The organism is Pseudomonas triticifolii (assembly GCF_014358015.1).
Taxonomy (GTDB): domain Bacteria; phylum Pseudomonadota; class Gammaproteobacteria; order Pseudomonadales; family Pseudomonadaceae; genus Aquipseudomonas; species Aquipseudomonas triticifolii.
Map to the genome: position 1 here is coordinate 777,509 of NZ_JACONV010000001.1, position 18,248 is coordinate 795,756.

The 18,248-nt window shown below is 59.9% G+C and carries 14 protein-coding genes and 3 pseudogenes; 12 read left to right on the plus strand and 5 right to left on the minus strand.

Features of this window, described 5'->3' with window-relative positions:
- Positions 1-55 precede the first annotated feature (55 nt).
- The 9 genes and pseudogenes from purU to H8S56_RS24805 form a co-directional block, all read left to right on the plus strand.
- Positions 56-922: a formyltetrahydrofolate deformylase gene (gene purU / locus H8S56_RS03320; RefSeq protein WP_024685135.1), complete on the plus strand. Its 867-nt coding sequence runs from the start codon at positions 56-58 to the stop codon at positions 920-922.
- Entirely contained in the window at positions 919-1,824 is a 906-nt protein-coding gene (gene folD, locus H8S56_RS03325) for a bifunctional methylenetetrahydrofolate dehydrogenase/methenyltetrahydrofolate cyclohydrolase FolD (RefSeq protein WP_187517857.1), read from the plus strand. Before purU ends, folD begins: the two co-directional genes overlap by 4 nt.
- The gene (locus H8S56_RS03330; protein WP_122669235.1) at positions 1,806-3,047 is read left to right on the plus strand and encodes an FAD-dependent oxidoreductase; all 1,242 of its coding nucleotides are present in this window, start codon (positions 1,806-1,808) and stop codon (positions 3,045-3,047) included. Before folD ends, H8S56_RS03330 begins: the two co-directional genes overlap by 19 nt.
- 24 nt (positions 3,048-3,071) lie before the next feature.
- Complete coding sequence (locus H8S56_RS03335) at positions 3,072-3,377, plus strand: sarcosine oxidase subunit delta (RefSeq protein ID WP_024685138.1); 306 nt, start codon at positions 3,072-3,074, stop codon at positions 3,375-3,377.
- Positions 3,374-6,280, plus strand: a complete 2,907-nt coding sequence (locus H8S56_RS03340; RefSeq protein ID WP_187517858.1) for a 2Fe-2S iron-sulfur cluster-binding protein — start codon at positions 3,374-3,376, stop codon at positions 6,278-6,280. The genes H8S56_RS03335 and H8S56_RS03340 overlap by 4 nt, the downstream gene beginning before the upstream one ends.
- A gap of 3 nt (positions 6,281-6,283) precedes the next feature.
- A complete protein-coding gene (locus H8S56_RS03345) occupies positions 6,284-6,856 on the plus strand; it encodes a sarcosine oxidase subunit gamma (RefSeq protein ID WP_187517859.1) in 573 nt (190 codons plus the stop codon).
- A 149-nt stretch (positions 6,857-7,005) separates the two neighbouring features.
- Positions 7,006-7,779 carry an IclR family transcriptional regulator gene (locus H8S56_RS03350; protein WP_187517860.1) on the plus strand — a complete coding sequence of 258 codons (774 nt, stop codon included), beginning with the start codon at positions 7,006-7,008 and terminating at the stop codon, positions 7,777-7,779.
- A 331-nt stretch (positions 7,780-8,110) separates the two neighbouring features.
- Positions 8,111-9,037, plus strand: a pseudogene (locus H8S56_RS24800) (HAMP domain-containing protein); the annotation flags it as partial.
- 258 nt (positions 9,038-9,295) lie between these two features.
- Positions 9,296-9,895, plus strand: a pseudogene (locus tag H8S56_RS24805) (methyl-accepting chemotaxis protein); the annotation flags it as partial.
- 700 nt (positions 9,896-10,595) lie between these two features.
- Here H8S56_RS24805 and H8S56_RS03360 read toward each other — a convergent pair.
- The gene (locus H8S56_RS03360; RefSeq protein WP_214653913.1) at positions 10,596-11,495 is read right to left on the minus strand and encodes a LysR family transcriptional regulator; all 900 of its coding nucleotides are present in this window, start codon (positions 11,493-11,495) and stop codon (positions 10,596-10,598) included.
- 110 nt (positions 11,496-11,605) lie between these two features.
- On the opposite strand from H8S56_RS03360, the gene H8S56_RS03365 reads away from it, so the two are divergent.
- From H8S56_RS03365 to H8S56_RS03375, 3 genes are all read left to right on the plus strand, one after another.
- Positions 11,606-12,481: an MBL fold metallo-hydrolase gene (locus H8S56_RS03365; RefSeq protein ID WP_187517863.1), complete on the plus strand. Its 876-nt coding sequence runs from the start codon at positions 11,606-11,608 to the stop codon at positions 12,479-12,481.
- Positions 12,482-12,863: 382 nt separating this feature from the next.
- Positions 12,864-13,262, plus strand: coding sequence for a hypothetical protein (locus H8S56_RS03370; protein WP_187518007.1), 399 nt, complete (start codon positions 12,864-12,866; stop codon positions 13,260-13,262).
- 60 nt (positions 13,263-13,322) lie between these two features.
- Positions 13,323-13,805, plus strand: coding sequence for a GNAT family N-acetyltransferase (locus tag H8S56_RS03375; protein ID WP_024696081.1), 483 nt, complete (start codon positions 13,323-13,325; stop codon positions 13,803-13,805).
- Between the two features lie 71 nt (positions 13,806-13,876).
- On the opposite strand, the gene H8S56_RS24625 is transcribed toward H8S56_RS03375, so the two are convergent.
- The 4 genes and pseudogenes from H8S56_RS24625 to H8S56_RS03385 all read right to left on the minus strand — a co-directional run.
- Entirely contained in the window at positions 13,877-14,002 is a 126-nt protein-coding gene (locus H8S56_RS24625) for a hypothetical protein (protein WP_073162229.1), read from the minus strand.
- A 75-nt stretch (positions 14,003-14,077) separates the two neighbouring features.
- Entirely contained in the window at positions 14,078-15,556 is a 1,479-nt protein-coding gene (locus H8S56_RS03380) for a chemotaxis protein CheW (RefSeq protein ID WP_187517864.1), read from the minus strand.
- Complete coding sequence (locus H8S56_RS24810; RefSeq protein WP_408003771.1) at positions 15,553-16,146, minus strand: methyl-accepting chemotaxis protein; 594 nt, start codon at positions 16,144-16,146, stop codon at positions 15,553-15,555. Before H8S56_RS24810 ends, H8S56_RS03380 begins: the two co-directional genes overlap by 4 nt.
- Positions 16,147-16,179: 33 nt before the next feature.
- Positions 16,180-17,685 (minus strand): annotated as a pseudogene (locus H8S56_RS03385) (PAS domain S-box protein); the annotation flags it as partial.
- Between the last annotated feature and the right edge of the window lie 563 nt (positions 17,686-18,248).

Consider the following 18,248-nt stretch of genomic DNA (forward strand, 5'->3'; position numbering starts at 1 on the left):
TCATCCCTGAATATGTTGCCCCATCGAGCTGCAGCCACCTTCCAGAGGACTGACCATGCAACACGAGAAGAACCATTTCATTCTGAAGATCAGTTGCCCGGCGACCTCCGGCATTGTAGCGGCGGTCACTTCATACCTGGCGGGCAACCAGTGCTACATCGGTGAAATGGCGCAGTTTGACGACGAGTTCAGCGGCACGTTTTTTATGCGTGCGGTGTTTCGCTTCAATGATGGGCACACAGGCGACATTCAGCAGCTCAAGGCCGGATTCGATGCCGTGGCCAGCGATTTCGCCATGCAGTGGGAGCTGCACGATACGCGCCAGCCGATGCGGGTGCTGTTGATGGTCAGCAAGTTCGATCATTGCCTGACAGACCTGCTCTATCGCTACCACAAGGGCGAGATGGACATGACCATCACCGCCATCGTGTCCAACCACCTGGACCTGCGGCCGATGGCCGAGCGTGAAGGGATTCGTTTCATCTACCTGCCCGTAACCAAGGACACCAAGGCCGAACAGGAAGCGGCACTGATGAAAGTGGTCGACGAGACCGGCACCGAGCTGGTGGTGCTGGCGCGCTACATGCAGATTCTGTCGGATGATCTGTGCCGCCAGCTCTCGGGCCGGGCGATCAATATTCACCACTCGTTTTTGCCCGGCTTCAAGGGCGCCAAGCCGTATCACCAAGCGTACGAACGGGGCGTAAAGCTGATCGGCGCCACTGCCCATTACGTCACCAGCGACCTGGATGAAGGCCCGATCATCGAGCAGGAAGTGCAGCGCGTCGATCACGTTTACCTGCCGGACGACCTGGTCGCAGCGGGCCGCAACACCGAGACCATCGCTCTGTCGCGCGCCGTGAAATATCACCTGGAACATCGGGTGTTCCTCAACACTGACCGAACGGTGATTTTCCGATGAACCATGCCCGACTCATTGATGGCAAGACCGCAGCCAGCAAGGTGCTGCAACAGGTACGCGACGAGGTGCAACGCCTAAAGGCTGAAGGTATCTCCCCGGCACTGGCAGTCATTCTGGTGGGCGACGACCCGGCCAGCGAAGTCTACGTGCGCAACAAGATGCTGCGCGCCGAGGAAGTGGGGATCCGCTCGCTGGAGCACCGCTTGCCTGCCGACAGCTCGCAGGCTCGTTTGCTGGCAGTGATTGCCGGACTCAATGCCGACCCGGGCGTGAACGGCATTCTGCTGCAATTGCCCTTGCCGGCTCATATAGAAGAAACCAGCGCCTTACAGGCCATCGACCCCGCCAAGGATGTCGATGGTTTTCACAGTGAAAACGTCGGCGGCCTCAGCCAGGGTCGCGATGTGCTGACGCCCTGCACACCGAGCGGCTGCATGTACCTGTTACAGGAAACCTGCGGCGACCTGACAGGTAAACATGCGGTGGTGATCGGTCGCTCCAACATCGTCGGCAAACCGATGGCCGCCCTCCTCCTTCAGGCTCATTGCTCGGTAACAGTACTGCACTCGCGCAGCCAGGACGCCAAAGCCTTGTGCCAACTGGCGGACATCGTGGTCGCTGCCGTCGGCCGGCCGCGCATGATCGACGCCAGCTGGCTCAAGCCCGGCGCTGTGGTGATCGATGTCGGCATTAACCGGATTCAGGATCAGGGGCGCAGCCGACTGGTGGGCGACGTGGATTTGGACAGCGCTCGCAACGTGGCCTCGGCCATCACACCGGTGCCAGGCGGCGTCGGCCCGATGACCATCGCTTTTCTCATGAAAAACACCGTGACCGCTGCCCGTCAGCAGTCCCAGGCGCAACGCAGCCAATCGGAGGCCGTATGCCTTTCAATCTACTGAAATACGGGCTCAGCCCGGAATACCCGGTGGACGTGGACCTGCCCGCGCCCAAGGAACTGAAGAAGGCCTACGACGTGGTGATCATTGGCGGCGGCGGTCATGGCCTCGCTACTGCCTACTATCTGTCTAGATACCATGGCATCACCAACATTGCGGTGCTGGAAAAAGGTTATCTGGGCGGCGGCAACACGGCGCGCAACACCGCCGTGATCCGCTCCAACTACCTGACCAGCGAAGGCGTCCGGTTCTACGCCGAGTCGGTGAAGATGTTTCAGGGCCTGTCCAACGAATTCGATTTCAACATCATGTATTCCGAGCGTGGCCAGTTGACCCTGGCGCACACCGACGCGACGGTGCGTTCGTTCCGACAGCGTGCCGAGGTCAACAAACACTTTGGCGGGCGCACCGAGATGATCGACCGCCAGCAGATTCGTGAGCTGGTGCCCAGCCTCAACCTTGATCCCGGCCATCTGCCGGTGCTCGCTGGTCTGTGGCACATCGACGGCGGTACAGCCCGGCATGACGCCGTTGCCTGGGGCTATGCCAAACAGGCGGCCAAGCGCGGCGTGGAGATCCATCAGCTCACTGAAGTTCAGGAACTGGTGATCGAGAACGGCACCATCACCGCGGTAAAGACCAATCGCGGCACCATCCAGTGCGGCTGCGCCGTGCAGGCGGTCGCCGGCATGAGTTCGCAGATGATGAAAAAGGCTGGCATTCGCTCGCCCATCCAGACCTTCCCGCTGCAGGCGATGGTCACCCAGCCGTTCAAGCCGTTCCTCGATCCGTTGGTCAGCTCTTCTGCGCTGCATTGCTACGTGCAACAGACCAGCCGTGGCGAGGTGGTCTTCGGTGGCGGCTCGGATCCGTACCCGCTGTTCAACACCCGCTCCACGCTGGACCTGAAGGAAAGCCTGCTGGCCCACGCCATCGAGATGTTTCCGTTTCTGGCCAACGCCAAGCTGATGCGCCAGTGGGCCGGGATCACCGACATGACACCGGACTACAGCCCGATCATGGGCCTTTCGCCGGTGAAGAATTATTACCTGGACGCAGGCTGGGGCACCTGGGGTTTCAAAGCGACGCCCATTTGCGGCAAGACCATGGCCGAACTGGTCGCCAGCGGCGGCAAGGTTCCGGAACTGATCAAGCCTTTCGCCCTTGAACGTTTTTCGACCTTCCAGCAAGTCAACGAAATGGGCGCAACTGCAGCCAGCCACTGACCCGTTATCGGTAAGGAGCATTACATGAAAATCATGACCTGCCCGCTTAACGGGCCGCGCAATATCAGCGAGTTCACCTACGGCGGCGAGTTCAAGCACATGCCGGACCCGCAGACCTGCAGCGACGCCGAGTGGGCCGACTACGTGTTCAACAGCGAAGACACACTGGGCGTGGTGCGTGAATGGTGGATGCACAACCCGTCCAGCTACTGGTTTCTGGCCGAGCGCCACACCGGCAGCGACCAGATCATCCGCACCTTCGACCCACGCGAGGTCTTCACCGCCCGCGTCGACTTCGCCCCCATGCCTTCCAAGGAGATCGCAGGATGAACACCCCCGCCCGCCTGCCCGCGCCCATGGGTTTGCTGATCGATCGCAACCAGCCACTCACGTTCAGTTTCGACGGCAAGACCTATCAGGGCCTGCAAGGCGACAGCATAGCCAGTGCACTGCTGGCCAACGGTCGTTTTCTGCTCTCGCGCTCGTTCAAGTATCACCGTCCACGCGGCCCACTGACGATGGCAGGGCAAGACGCCAACAGCCTGATCCAGTTGCCCCACGAACCCAATGTGCTGGCCGACACCTTCGCGCTGCAACAAGGCCTTCAAGCCAGCGGACAGAACTTCAACGGCTCGCTGGATAACGACAAGGACGCGTACCTGGGCAAGTTTTCCAGATTCATGCCGGTCGGCTTCTATTACCGCTCGTTTTACAAGCCCAAGGGCATGTGGAAAGTCTGGGAGCCGATCATTCGCAAGAAAGCCGGTCTGGGTGTGCTCGACCTGAAATTCCAGCCGGAGTATTACGACAAGGCCTACCTGTTCACGGATCTGGCCATCGTTGGCGCAGGGCCTGCTGGCCTGCAGGCTGCACTGATCGCTGCCAACGCTGGTGCCCGGGTGCTGCTGATCGAACAACAATCGATCCTCGGCGGTTCGCTGACTTACGCCCGCTTCGACCTCGAAGGCCTGCGTGCCGAACAGGTCCGCCGTGATCTGGTCGAGGCCGTGGAGGGTCACGCCAACATCCGCGTGCTCAAGCAAGCGACCTGCAACGCCTGGTTCACCGACAATTACCTGCCGGTGATTCAGGGCAAGCGCCTGTACAAGGTGCGTGCCACGCAGTGCCTGGTGTGCAGCGGCTCGTTCGACCAGCCGGTGATCTTTCGCAACAACGACCTGCCCGGCGTAATGCTCACCAGCGCCGTGCAGCGTCTGATGAAGCTTTACGCGGTCAAACCCGGCAAGCGCGCGGTGGTACTGACCGGCAACGACGATGGCTACCTTGCGGCGCTTGACCTGCACGATCAGGGCGTGGAGGTCGCCGCCGTTGTCGACATGCGCACCCACGCGTCCGACCGGGCGTTGCACAATGCCGTCGAACAACGCGGCATCACCTGTCACATGAGCACGACGGTGTTCGAAGCGCTGCACGAAAAAGGCATGCGCCACGTCAGCGGCGCGGACCTGCGCAAGATTACCGGACAGGGACAGGTGGCGAGCAGCGGTCTGACGGTCGAGTGCGACGTGTTGTGCATGTCCGGCGGTTACATGCCTGCCTACCAATTGCTGTGTCAGGCAGGCGGCAAACTCGACTACGACGACACCCAGGCCGAGTTTGCCTTGAGTGGCCTGCCGCAGAACCTGAGCATCGCCGGTTCCGTCAACGGCTGCCATGCACTGGACAATGTGCTGGCCGACGCGACTCGCGCCGCCGCCGACGTGGTCACAGCGCTGGGGCTGGCCTTCAGCGGCACCCTGCAACCGCTGCGCAGCGAAGCGCGTGTCAATTTTGCCTGGCCGATCTTTCCGCACCCCAAGGGCAAGGACTTCGTCGATTTCGATGAAGACCTGCAAGTGCGCGATATCGTCAACGCCACCCGGATCGGCTACCGCGATATTCAACTGGTCAAGCGTTACTCCACGGTCGGCATGGGCCCTTCTCAGGGTCGCCACTCAGCCCTGCCGACGGCACGCCTGGTCGCCGCCTCGACCCAGCGCAGCATCAGCGAAACCGGCGTGACCACGGCGCGTCCGCCGTTCGAGGCCGAAAAGCTGGCCCACGTTGCAGGCCGCGCCTTCGACCCGTATCGGCAGACTCCCATGCATCGCCGACACCTTGAAGCGGGTGCGAAAATGATGCCCGCCGGTATCTGGCAACGCCCGGCGTTCTACGGCAAGCCGTCGCAACGTGATGTGTGCATGCAGGAAGAAGCGGCGCATGTACGTGGCAAGGTCGGGATCATCGACGTGTCGACGCTGGGCGGGCTGGACATCCGTGGGCCTGACGCCGCCGAGCTGCTCAACCGTCTGTACACCTTCGCGTTTCTCAAGCAGCCGATCGGTCGTTCGCGTTACGCCCTGATGACCAACGAACAGGGGGTGGTGATCGACGATGGCGTGTGCGCGCGCTTTGCCGAACAGCATTTCTACGTGACCGCCACCACCAGCGGCGTGGATCGCATCTATCAACAGATGCTCAAGTGGAACGCCCAGTGGCGCCTCAACGTGGACATCACCAACGTCACGGCGGCGATCTGCGCGGTCAACGTGGCCGGGCCCGACTCGCGCAAAGTGTTGGAACAGGTATGCGGCGATCTGGATTTGTCACCTGAAGGTTTTCCTTATCTGGGGGTACGTCAAGGCACGGTCGCGGGCATCAAAGCACGTCTGCTGCGGGTCGGTTTTGTCGGTGAACTGGGTTACGAAATCCACGTGCCGGCGCGGCATGGGCTCACACTATGGGACGCGTTGATCGAAGCGGGCCGTGCGTTCGACATACGCCCGTTCGGCGTCGAAACCCAGCGTTTGCTGCGCCTGGAAAAAGGCCACGTGATCATCAGTCAAGACACCGATGGCATGACTCACCCGGCCGAGATCGACATGGGCTGGGCGGTCAGCCGCACCAAACCCTTCTTCGTCGGCCGCCGCTCGGTGGACATCCTCGAAGCCCAGCCACAGAAACGCAAACTGGTGGGTTTCACGCTGCCCAAGGCCAGCCCGCTGCCGCTCGAAGGCCATCTGGTGCTCAAAGGGCCGGACATCAGCGGCAACGTCACCTCCTGCGAGTATTCGCAGACACTGGGCAAAATCATTGGTCTGGCCTACGCCGCGTTCGACCAGAGCACGCCCGGCCAGCAGATTCCGATCCGCGTTGAAGACGGCGTGGTGGTCCAGGCCACCGTTGTGAAACTGCCCTTCTTCGACCCTGAAAATCAGCGCCAGGAGCTCTGAACCATGACCCTTCTTATTGCAGAACGCGCTGTCGGACTCGACCCGATGCCATTGTGTACGCTTGAGGACATGACTGACCTGCCTCGTGTCGGTTTTCGCGGCGCAGACAGCGCCGGTTACCTGACCGCACGTGGCTTCACCCTGCCCGACGCGCCCAATCGGGCCGTGACTCAGGTAAACGGCAGCCACGTTGCGCGCCTGTCACAGACCGAATACCTGCTGCTGGGCAGCCCGCAGGATCAAGGCCAGCGAATCGCCGACGAGGAAGCCCGCTGGGAGCTGGACCACGCTGCCAACTACCTGCTGCCACGCCAGGACAGCCACGCCTGGCTGCAACTGAGCGGCGTGTGCATCAGCGAGGTCATGGCAAAACTGTGCGGCGTGGACCTTCGCGTACACGCGTTCCCGCCGGGCGCGGTGGCTCAGACCTCGGCAGCGCGTATCAATGTGATTGTGATCAACCTCGGCGCGCAATCGGTGCCGTGTTTCCAGATCCTGTTTGATCGGGCGTCACAGGCGTACTTCAAGGATGCGCTGCTGGATGCGATGACGGAGTTTGATGGGGTGAGTGTTTGAAATCGTTGTGACGCGCTGTGTTCGTCGCTGCACAACGAGCTCGAAAAGAGGACCACAAAACAAGGGTGGCTGGCTGAATCCGCCGCCCACACATTCTGTGTTTCGTCCGGCGGGGACTAAAACGAACATGAGCCAGTGTGAAGCTATCCATGACTGACACGACTGAAAAAGACACCGACTACATCGTCCCCGCCCTGGCACGCGGGTTGAGCGTGCTGGGCATGTTTTCAGCCCGGACCCGCTCACTCGGAATTCACGAAATCGCCGAGCGCCTGGGGGTCAGCAGTTCGGCCGTGTACCGGATTCTGTTCACTCTGACCGCCACGGGTTACCTGAACAAGAACGGCACCCAGTACGAGTTGGGTGCGCGGGTGATCAGTGATGGCTTCAGCTACCTGGCCAGCCGCGACATCGTCGAAGTGGCGATGCCGCATCTGAACCGGCTTCGCGATCAGTCTTCACTGTCCTGCCACCTGAGCATTCGCGAGCAGACCGACAGCCTGTACCTCTACCGGGCCTTCGCTGCGCAGCGTCTTTCGGTGAACGTGCCCGTCGGCACCCGTATCGCCTGCCACTGCACGGCGATGGGCCGCATGTTACTGACCGCGCTGGACGCCGCCGGGCTGGGCAGTCTGTATCAGCACCTGCGGCTGGACGACTACCCTGCCCCGGCGCCTCGCACACTGCCTGAGCTTCAGGCAATGATCGAGCAGGACCGTGAGCGCGGCTGGGTGCTGCACCGCTCGGATTATTCAACAGCCATCGCCACATCCATCAAGGACCACGCCGGAAACGTCATCGCAGCCATCAATCTGTCAGGTCCGGATGCCATTATGGACCCTGAGGATGCGCGAGCACGATTTCAGGACCTGTTGCTGGCCTGCAGCGAACGCATCAGCAATGACCTTGGTTATAGGCCGTGATCCAGAAACGACAGAAATTTCTGATCGCGCCATCAGCGCTAAAGGATCTCATTCCGATGCCGACGTTCTGGTGGAAGACCATAAGACAGCGCTCCAGGTGATGACTTGGTTCGACAGACTGCATGCCTAAATGCAGCGCCCAACACACGGCAGTAATGGACACTCCGGAGCTCACATGAACATCAAACAGAAATTGACCTGGGCATTTGCAGTCATTGCGTGCCTGCCTATTCTGGTGGTGGCGACAGTTGTCGTCGTCAACCTGCGCGATGAGGCGACCAATGACTTCGTGAACAGCAGCGCACGCGAAATTCGTCAGGTCGACAACGCCATGCAGCTGTTTTTCGACGGCATCACCCAAAACGTCAATTACATTGCGGCGCATCCGCTGGTTGCGGGCGCAGGTGACGATTTCAGAAACTATATGGGCGCGGCGGCGACGCCTCAGTCGGAAAACGACAGGCAGGCGACCGAATTCTTCGCCAGCATCGCCAAGGCGCACCCGGCTTACTCCTACGTGTCCTACGGCCTGATCAATGGCAGTTATGTCATGACGCCGGAAGACCCGAGGATGAGCAACTACGATCCGCGTGTTCGCCCCTGGTACAAGACGGCGATGGCCAATGTCGGCAAGACCGTGCGCAGCGACGCCTACTACTGGGCCGCCGACGATGCGGTGCTGGTCAGCACCATTCGCGCGATTCCCAACAAGCTCGGCAACCCCGGCGGCGTGGTCAACATCGATGTGTCGCTCAAGCAGCTGACCAACATCGTCAAGCAGATCAAGCTCGGCGATAGCGGCTATCTGATCCTGATGGAAAAGAACGGCAACGTACTGGTCGATCCTAAACAACCGGAACACAACTTCAAGAAGCTGGGTGAACAGGGCGAAGGGTTTGCCGAGCTGGCCAAGACCAGCAATGGTCTGGTCGAAGTCACGCTCAATGGCGAGCGCTATATGGCCAACGTCTATCCGTCCGAGCAACTGGGCTGGAACTTCATCGGCCTGATCAAGCAGGAAGAAGTGATGGCCTCTGCCACACGCCTGACCTGGCTGATCGGTGTCATCGCCGCCGTACTGGCGCTGGTGTTCGCCATCGTCGGTGCGAGGTTCGCCAGCGTCATCGTGCGTCCGATTCACAGCGTATCGACCGGTCTTGAAGGTATCGCGGAAGGCGAAGGCGACCTGACCCACGATCTGACCGTGCGCGGAAACGATGAAACCGCACAACTGGCGGGCTGGTTCAACAAGTTTCTGACCGCGATTCGCAGCCTGATCCAGCACATCGGCCAGGCCGCACACAAGATTCTCGAGGCGTCTCAAAGCTCCACCCGTGTCTCCAATGACATGGCCGAAGCAGCGGACCGTCAGCGCGAAGCGGTGGACATGGTGTCCACGGCGTTCCATGAAATGGTCGCAACCTCCAACGAAGTCGCCCGTTCCTGCAGCCAGGCGGCGGACTCGGCCGACAGCGGCCAACAGCAGGCCCGTGAAGGCCAGCGCCAGATCGACGATGCGGTCCGTAGTGTGGATCAGTTGAGTGAGGAAATCGCCCGCTCGGCCAAGGACGTCACCCAACTGGAGAAGGACAGCGTCGATATTCAGTCGATTCTGGCCACCATTCGCTCGATTGCCGAACAGACCAACCTGCTGGCGCTCAACGCCGCCATTGAAGCCGCGCGAGCCGGCGAGCAGGGTCGCGGGTTTGCCGTGGTGGCGGATGAAGTCCGGGCGCTGGCCAAACGTACGGCCGACTCCACCGCCGAGATCGATGGCTTGCTGGGCAATCTGGCCAAACGCACCAAATCAGTGGCGCAACAGATGAACGCAAGCCTGGACGTGTCCCAGGATTCCGTCACCAAGATCGGTCAGGCACGCAGCAGCTTCGGGCAGATTCGCGAATCGGTGGACGTGATCCGCGACATGAACACCCAGATCGCGACGGCCGCCGAAGAGCAGCACCAAGTGGCCGAAGACATCAACCGGCACATCAGCCAGATCCATGGCGATGCGCAACTGATCGCACACCTGTCGGACTCGGCCCGCGCCGACTCCAGCAGCCTGGCGTCGCTGTCCAACGAGCTGGATGCACTGGTGCGCAAGTTCAAGACTTGATGGCTGGGGTTTCTGGAAGAACGCGATCCCAAGGCCAACGCGTGACCTGCTGAGGGAGCGCGTTTTTTCATGTACATCCGGAAAAATGCAGTGGCTTGGCTACTGCATTCGCGGACAAGTCCGCTCCCACGGGTTTCATCGTTATCCAGTCAGGCGTGCTCAAGTGAGTCTTCTGACTTTCCAAATAACGCAGCAGCACTGACACGCTTTTTTACGCGTCAGTGGAGACACCGCTGATCGCGACGCGGGTGAAGGCTGAGTTCTGGCGCTGATTCGGGGGGCAATCGGCAGGGATGCCGATTGAGCCGCACTGGGCCATGGATGGCCCATTTGCGGCGACCCCCGAATCAGTGTCAGGACGAAGGAACCCCGGCGAAGCCGGGGCCGGAACCGGAGCTTGGGACTTTGCCTACTTTGGTCCCTCAAAGTAGGGCGCCGTAAGGGCGCAAAGGTGACCTGAGCCAGGCACTCGGCTCACTGAATCCGCACTCCATACCCTCTGTGACGCGCAACGTCGTGGTCAGCCTGCCCGCGTGGAGGCCGGTACATCCCGTCGAGATGTGGCGTGTGAAACGTGGCATTCGCGGACAAGTCCGCTCCCACGACCGCGTGACCTGCCGAGGCAACGCCTCCCTCTGCCCAGTTTTTGTCCCAAGGCAGCACGGACACAGACATCCCCACAGTAAAAGGCCTTGCTGACCTACCTGCGCAACAAAACCTCCCCGCCAAACCATTGCGCCAGAAAGTCCAGCATGGTGCGCAGCGTCGCTGACTGATGATGACGCGACGTGTAGATCCCGTGCATGCCCAGTGAGCGAGGCGAGTAATCGGGCATCAGGGCGACAAGCTTCCCATTGGCCAGCAATGGCGCGGCTGAATACGCCGGTTGCAGGGTAATGCCCGCCCCGGCCACTGCGGCTTCCAGCAAGACCACCGAATCATTGGCGCTGAGATTGCCACCCACCGGCACACTCAACGGCTGTTGCGCGATGACAAATTCCCAGAGGCTTTTGCCGAAGTACGAATAGGTCAGGCAGTTGTGGCTGCTCAACTCCTGCGGCCGGGACGGTGTGCCATGCGCAGCCAGATAAGCGGGCGATGCACACATGATCGACTCGCACATTCCCAACGGCCGGGCGATGAGATTGGGGTCCAGTTGATTGGTGATCCGAATCGCCAGATCGATACGCTCGCTGACAAGATCCACGGCCTGATTGCCAAGCAGCAGATCCACCGAGGTGCCGGGATAGCGTTGCAAATAGGCCGTTACCGCCGGTGCCAATACGGTCTGCCCCAGCGACTGGGAACAGGCGATGCGCAACATGCCACGCGGTTCGTCCACTTGCGTGTCGGCCGCCAGCGGCATGGCGTCGGCCAGTTCCAGCAGTTGCTGACAGCGTGCCAGCGTCACCTGGCCGGGCGCCGTCAGACCGAGTTTGCGGGTCGTTCGATGCAGCAAACGCGCGCCCGCCCAGGTTTCCATCTGTGCCAGATAACGCGTGACCATCGCCCGAGACATATCCAGCGATTCAGCCGCCGCGATCAGGCTGCCTCGCTCGTTGATGGCTATGAAAACCCGCGCCGCCATGATGCGATCCATGATTCGTCCGATTAAAGCAACTGATAGTTGCCAATAATGAGGCTTTTGTTTCACTTCAAGCAACTTAAGATAAAGACACTTCTGTTCTGCTACTTGAAAAGGTCATTCCCATGTTGCGCAGTTCCCTGCTGGCCCTCTCCTTCGCCACACTCTTTCCGCTGGCCGCACAGGCCGCCGACCCACTGAAGATCGACGTCTACAACCCGGCTGAAAACGCTATCTTCCCGGTTTCTTCCGAAGTGATCACGGGCCAGCACGACGCCGTGCTGATCGACGCTCAGTTCCAGCGCAACGACGCTCAAGCGCTGGTGCAGAAGATCAAGGCCAGTGGCAAGAAGCTCACCACCGTCTACATCAGCCACAGCGACCCGGACTACTATTTTGGCCTTGACGTGATTCAGGCCGCGTTCCCTGACGCGAAGATCGTCGCCAGCGCGCCGACCGTCAAAGCCATCAAGGCCTCGATGCAGGGCAAGCTGGCGTACTGGGGGCCGATCCTCAAAGACAATGCCCCTGCCAGACTGGTGCTGCCTGAAGTCTTGAAGGGTGATCATCTGACGCTGGAAGGCCAGCCGCTGCAGATCAAAGGCCTGGAAGGCCCGACGCCAGAGCGTAGCTACGTGTGGATTCCATCGCTCAAGACTGTTGTCGGGGGTGTCGTGGTGTCCAGTGGCATTCATGTCTGGATCGCCGACACGCAGACGCCGAAATCCCGCAGGGACTGGCTGGCGACACTTGAGGGCATCCAGGCGCTGAAACCGACGACGGTGATCCCGGGCCATTACCTGGGTCAGGTGCCCGAAGGCACCAAAGCCGTGACGTTCACCGCCGACTACCTCAAGTCCTTCGACGAGAACGCCACCAAGGCCAAGGACTCCGCTGCGCTGATCGACGCCATGCAAAAAACCTGGCCGCAACTGGCCGAGCCGAGCTCGCTGGAGATGAGTGCCAAAGTGATCAAGGGCGAGATGAAGTGGCCGCACTGATCTGATCGATCGTTGCACACGTTACATCAGGGCTGGCAACTTGCGCAGAATCCCGGACGGACGCTGAGCGTCCTGAAGGGCATTCCCACGCAACGAGCGAGCCGCTGGCCGAATGCAATTCCTACTGAGAGACCGCCGCCTTTTCAGGGCTGCGCTGTCTCGTAGCAAACACAGAATTGTGGGAGGCGGCTTGCCGGCGATAAGGCTCGCGCGATGTATCAGAAAAATCGCCGGCCGCATTTATCGCAGGATTGCCGCCCAGACCCAGCCCCCTACCCTCAAACACCCTATGACCCGCTGAAGAAAAATAGTGTGAGCACCCCGATAAATGACCTGAAACACCTATGGTCAGACGCCTCACGCAATGGCTATGCTGGGTGCCATGAATGCATCGCCACCCACACGAAACCCTTGTCCACCTGGCGTCTGCGATTGTGAGCGGGACCAGTTGGACGCGCCCGATGCAGACCGGCGGATTCTGCTGCTGACCCGGGATCAGGAAAAGCGCCTGCTCGAACGGCTGGAAGCCATCACCAGCCTGAGCGATCTGGAGCACGTCCTGCACAAGATCGCCGAACAACTGGGCGTGCGTGTAGAGGTCATGCCTGGCTTCAACGAGGTTCGAACCATGCGCGGTATCCATATTGCCGTCGAGCAAAAGGCCGGGGTATGCCGCAAGACTCGCCAGTCCATTCCAGCAGCCATTCGGCGGGCACTGGAAGCAAACCCGCATATCGCCTGGCAATTGCTCAACGCCAACGACCTGTTGCGTGACGCCTGACTACCGGATTGCAGGACCCTACGGCTATCATGCCGCGTCCATCATCCAAGGAGAGTCTTTGTGTCCCTCGACATTCGTCCCGCCACTGCTGCCGACGCCGATCAGATTCTGGCCTTTATCACCGAACTTGCGATCTATGAGCGTGCCGGTCATGAGGTCAAGGCCAGCGCAGAGGACATTCAGCGTTCCCTGTTTGCCGACGACGCGCCCGCCAAGGCATTGATGTGCCTGTACGACGATAAGCCCATCGGTTACGCGGTGTATTTCTATAGCTATTCCACCTGGCTGGGGCGCAACGGCGTGTACCTGGAAGACCTCTACATCACGCCAGAACACCGCAGCGTCGGTGCCGGGCGCGCACTGTTGCGCCACATCGCGCGCGAAGCGGTGGCCAACGACTGTGGCCGCCTGGAGTGGAGCGTGCTGGACTGGAACGAACCGGCCATCAAGTTCTATGAAGCCATCGGCGCAGCGCCTCAGGACGAGTGGGTGCGCTATCGAATGGAAGGCAGTGTCCTGCACGATTTCGCCGCCGGAAAATGATCATCACACACCTGTGAATGCCAAACGCCCGACCTGTGATGACAGGCCGGGCGCTTGGGTGAAGACCGGTTTCAGCAGGCTCCGGGCGGAATGCCATCCTTGTTGAAATCCTTGAGGCGTTCCTTTTCCTCAGGCGTCGAGTGCGCAGGCACGTCGTCGCGAGGTTCCGGTTTCTTTTCGTCTTTCTTCTCGGTCATCGTCAGATGCTCCACTCGTGGCTGTTCATATAAGGCCACGTGTGCCGCATTCGGTTCAGATTGATTCACCACACATCAGGCCACTGCACGCTGATCGACGCTGCGCTCCAACTGCCTGGCGACGCCCTGCAGATCCAGCAGCGTCAGACGCAAGGTGCGTTCAGAACTGCCGACACTGACCAGTGAGCGCGCCCGGTCGTTGACCGAAATATCCCTGCCCAGCGTGTTCTGCCAGCCCTGATCCAGCATTGCCGGATCAAACTGATTGAACGCATCGATAGCGTCGACACGACTCACCGTAAAACCAAAGCAGAGACGCTCGCCGCGCACAATCAACACGCGGGAGGCTTCAGTCGGCTCCGCAGGCGTTTCCCCAAGCAGGCTGCTCAGGCAGATCAACGGCACCTGCTCACCGCGCAGGTTGAACTGCCCCAGCAGATGAGTGGATGGCTGAGCCATGCCGATCAGTTGCCGAGGCACGGCAAGGATTTCGACAATCTGACTTAACGGTGCCACGAAACGGGTAGGTGCATCGAACAGCAGGCAGGCATGTCGCAGCATGGCCTTGGTCACATCATGCGAAGCTTGCGCCGGCTGCACGTCGTGCTGATAGACCTTGGTATAGCTGCTGACCTCAGGCCGTTGCAGCAACGCCGGGTGATTGAGCAGCAAGGCTTGCTCACCCTCCTGCAGGTTCATCACGCCAGCAAACAACTGCGGATGAGGTAACCCATAGCCAGGCACTGCCAACAGACTGTCCGGGTCCTGCCGGTGGATCGCAACCATGCGGTCGTAACCGAACCCGCATACCCGTCCCTCCGGTGTGGTCAGGAGCAACAGTTGGGGCTTTGAAGGTTGCCGCTTATGATCCAGCCCCAGCACTTCAGAGAGGTTGAGCGCCGGAACCTTCGTGCCGCGCACCGAGGTCACGCCAAAGCAACAGTCACTGCCAAAATCCGACGCACTGATCTCAGGCCCGTCCACCAGTTCGGTGACTACGCTGGCATCAATGCAGAAATGGCGACCGTCGCATTCGAACACCAGGTAATGCAGCAGACGCCGCTTGGCCGCCTGCGCTTGCTCCTTGAGCAACTGCGCGTGCTGATCAGCCGCGAACATCACGCCCGGCAGGTTGGCCAGCACCTGCAGGTCGAGCTTGTAGATCATGCGTGACTCTTCGCTGCCCAACAGCAACTCCGGCAACAATCCGGTGCCGGTGCCTCCAGGCCCTATCGAGCAGAACTGCGAGTCACTCGCCTTAAGGATGTCGCACACCGCATCGATCGCAAGCCCCAGAAACCCGCCGCCGAACTTGAGGATGGCAACCAGCGCCGTGGGTGCCGAATGGTCGGCACCGCTGGCAAGCTGACCGCGCAGATCCACCAACGGTAAGGGTTTGCCACGCAACGTGAACACGCCCAGCAACGCACCCTGCGTGAGCGGATGCGGTTGCAGATCAGTCGGCCAGTGCACGGCCTCCATCAGCGCGTCCGCGACGACAGCCAGATAGGTGCCGTTGATCTGCACCACACCATAAGCGTTCATGCCGCTCATGCAGGTTGTCCGAGAGACATCCTGTCCAGCGTCTCGGTGCTGCCATTGGCATTGGCTTTGTGCAATTCGACGATCAGTGCCTCGACTTCCTGGGCAGACACACGCTGTTTCTCGGTGGCGGTGTTAATCCCGTCAATCGCCTGAGTGGTCTGCATGACACCTTCGACGATGTGCTCGAACGCTTCGCCTGCGCTGAGGGAAATCTCGTTACCCGACTCGATCCGGCTGACCGTTTCCAGAATCAGCTTGTTGATTTCCTTGGTGGCCCGCGACGATTTTTCAGCCAGCTTGCGCACCTCATCGGCCACAACCGAAAAGCCCAGACCATGCTCGCCGGCACGTGCTGCTTCAATGGCCGCGTTGAACGCCAGCATGTTGGTCTGGCTGGCGATCTCGCTGATGACCTGAACGATGTCCTGAATGCCTTCGGCGGACTTGGCAATCATGCCCATGGCTTCGGACGCTTTACCCAGCGTATGCGAACCACGGCTGGCCTGATCACGCGTGAGTCTGGCCAGCTCGGTGGCGGTGTCGGTGCTTTGTGCCACGTAGGCGATGGCGTTCATCAGCGACTTGACCGACTCACCCATCGCCACGGTCTTGGCCTCGATGGCCTGCTCGATTTCGACCTGACGGGTGATGTCGATGGCAAACTTGACGACCTTGAAAGGCTTACCTTCGTGGTCGAAGATCGGGTTATAGGTGGCCTGAATCCAGATGCGCTGGCCATATTTGCTCATGCGCATGAAACGCCCGGAGAAGAACTCGCCCTGCCCCAGGCCGTGCCAGAACTCGCGATAGGTCGTGCTGCGCACGTATTCTTCTTCACAGAAAATGCGGTGATGCTGACCCTTGAGTTCCTGCATGCCGTAACCCATCGCTTTCAGGAAGTTGGGGTTGGCGGTGAGGATGTTACCGGCCATATCGAACTCGATCACCGCCTGGGCACGGTCGATCGCCGTGACCTTACCCTTATCCTCGACACTGCTTTCTTTGGCCTCGGTCACGTCCAGGGCGAACTTGACGATTTTGTATGCCTTGCCCTGAGCATCAAAGATCGGGTTGTAGGTGGCCTGAATCCAGATTTCCTTGCCATCCTTGCGCTTGCGTTTGTATTCACTGGCGTCGTACTCGCCACGACCCAGCTTGTCCCACAATTCGCGATAGGCATGGCTGGCGATGAATTCCTCGGAACAGAACATGCGGTGATGCTCGCCGACGATCTCCTCGAGGTCATAACCGAACACGTTCAAGAAATTGCGGTTGGCGGTCAGCACCTTGCCGGTCAGGTCGAATTCGATCACGGCCTGAGACCGCTCGATAGCGGTCACCTTGCCGGCCTGTTCGGCTTGGCGTGCGCGACTTTCAGTCACGTCATTGGCGAACTTGACGACCTTATAAGGACGGCCATCCGGGTCAAGGATGGGGTTGTAGGTGGCGCTGATCCACAGCTCGCGGCCGTTTTTTCCGACACGTTTGTATTCGCCCGAGTCGTATTCGCCACGCTCAAGCTTGGCCCAGAACGCACGATAGGCCGGGCTGTTGAGGTACTCGTCATCACAAAACATTCTGTGGTGCTGGCCCTGCACTTCGTCCAGGCGATAACCCAGAATCGACAAAAAGTTTTCGTTGGCGTTGAGTACCCGGCCGTTCAGATCGAACTCGATCACCGCCTGAGAGCGCTCGATGGCGGCCACCTTGCCTTCGTATTCGGCATTGGTCTTGCGCTGGTGAGTAACGTCGGTCGCGAACTTCACGACCTTGAACGGATTGCCCTGTTCGTCGAGCACCGGATTGTAGGTGGCCTGCAGCCAGATTTCCTTGCCGCCCTTGCCCAATCGCTTGTACTGGCCTTCGTCGAAAGCGCCCCCGCCCAGCTTTTTCCAGAACGTTGCATATTCAAGGCTGGAAGCATGGTCGGGGGTGCAGAAAATGCGATGGTGCCGCCCTTGTATCTCATCGAGACGATATCCGACGCAGTCCAGAAAATTGGTGTTGGCGTGCAGAATATTGCCTTCGAGATCGAACTCGATCATCGCCTGCGACCGGTCGATGGCCGTCATCAGCGAGCGCAGGTCCAGCTGCACCTCGGTTATTTCATTAGGGGTGCTTTCAATGGTGGTCAACATGGAGTGGTGCTCTGAAGGTAAAACAGCAGTGGAAATAGTGATGACACATCGGCGTTTGCTCAACCCTGCAGAACGTTCCCCGATGCGTAAGACCTTGCTGCCTGCAGGGCCAATCCGGTAATCGTATTTATCAATTTGCCCGATAGGGCCGTCGCGCAGTGTTCAAAGACCTGGCCAAGCATCAAGCCTTGAACAATTTATACAGACTGCTCGAAGTGCCATTGGTTCGCCACTACCGAAGATCCAAAGATTGCGACAACGTAAATCAGGAAAACAACCACATGACCAGGCCTACGGTTGCGGCCCAGGTAAGGGTGAGCAGGAAAGAAAGGCCTGCCAGACGCGGATCCATGTGCCTCCCGAGCGTGACAAGATCAGTACCTGAAAAAAACCAACCTCTGCATACGCGCGGTTGCACAGGTCGGATCATGAGCGTGCGGATTATTTTTTATCCTGCTACCAACCGGACTGATGCTGTGGACCATGCCCTGCGCTCATCAACAGACAGGTTCGCTGATACCGCTGCACGTTCCAAGTTTCAGTCAGGCGGCTGCCTGTTGAAT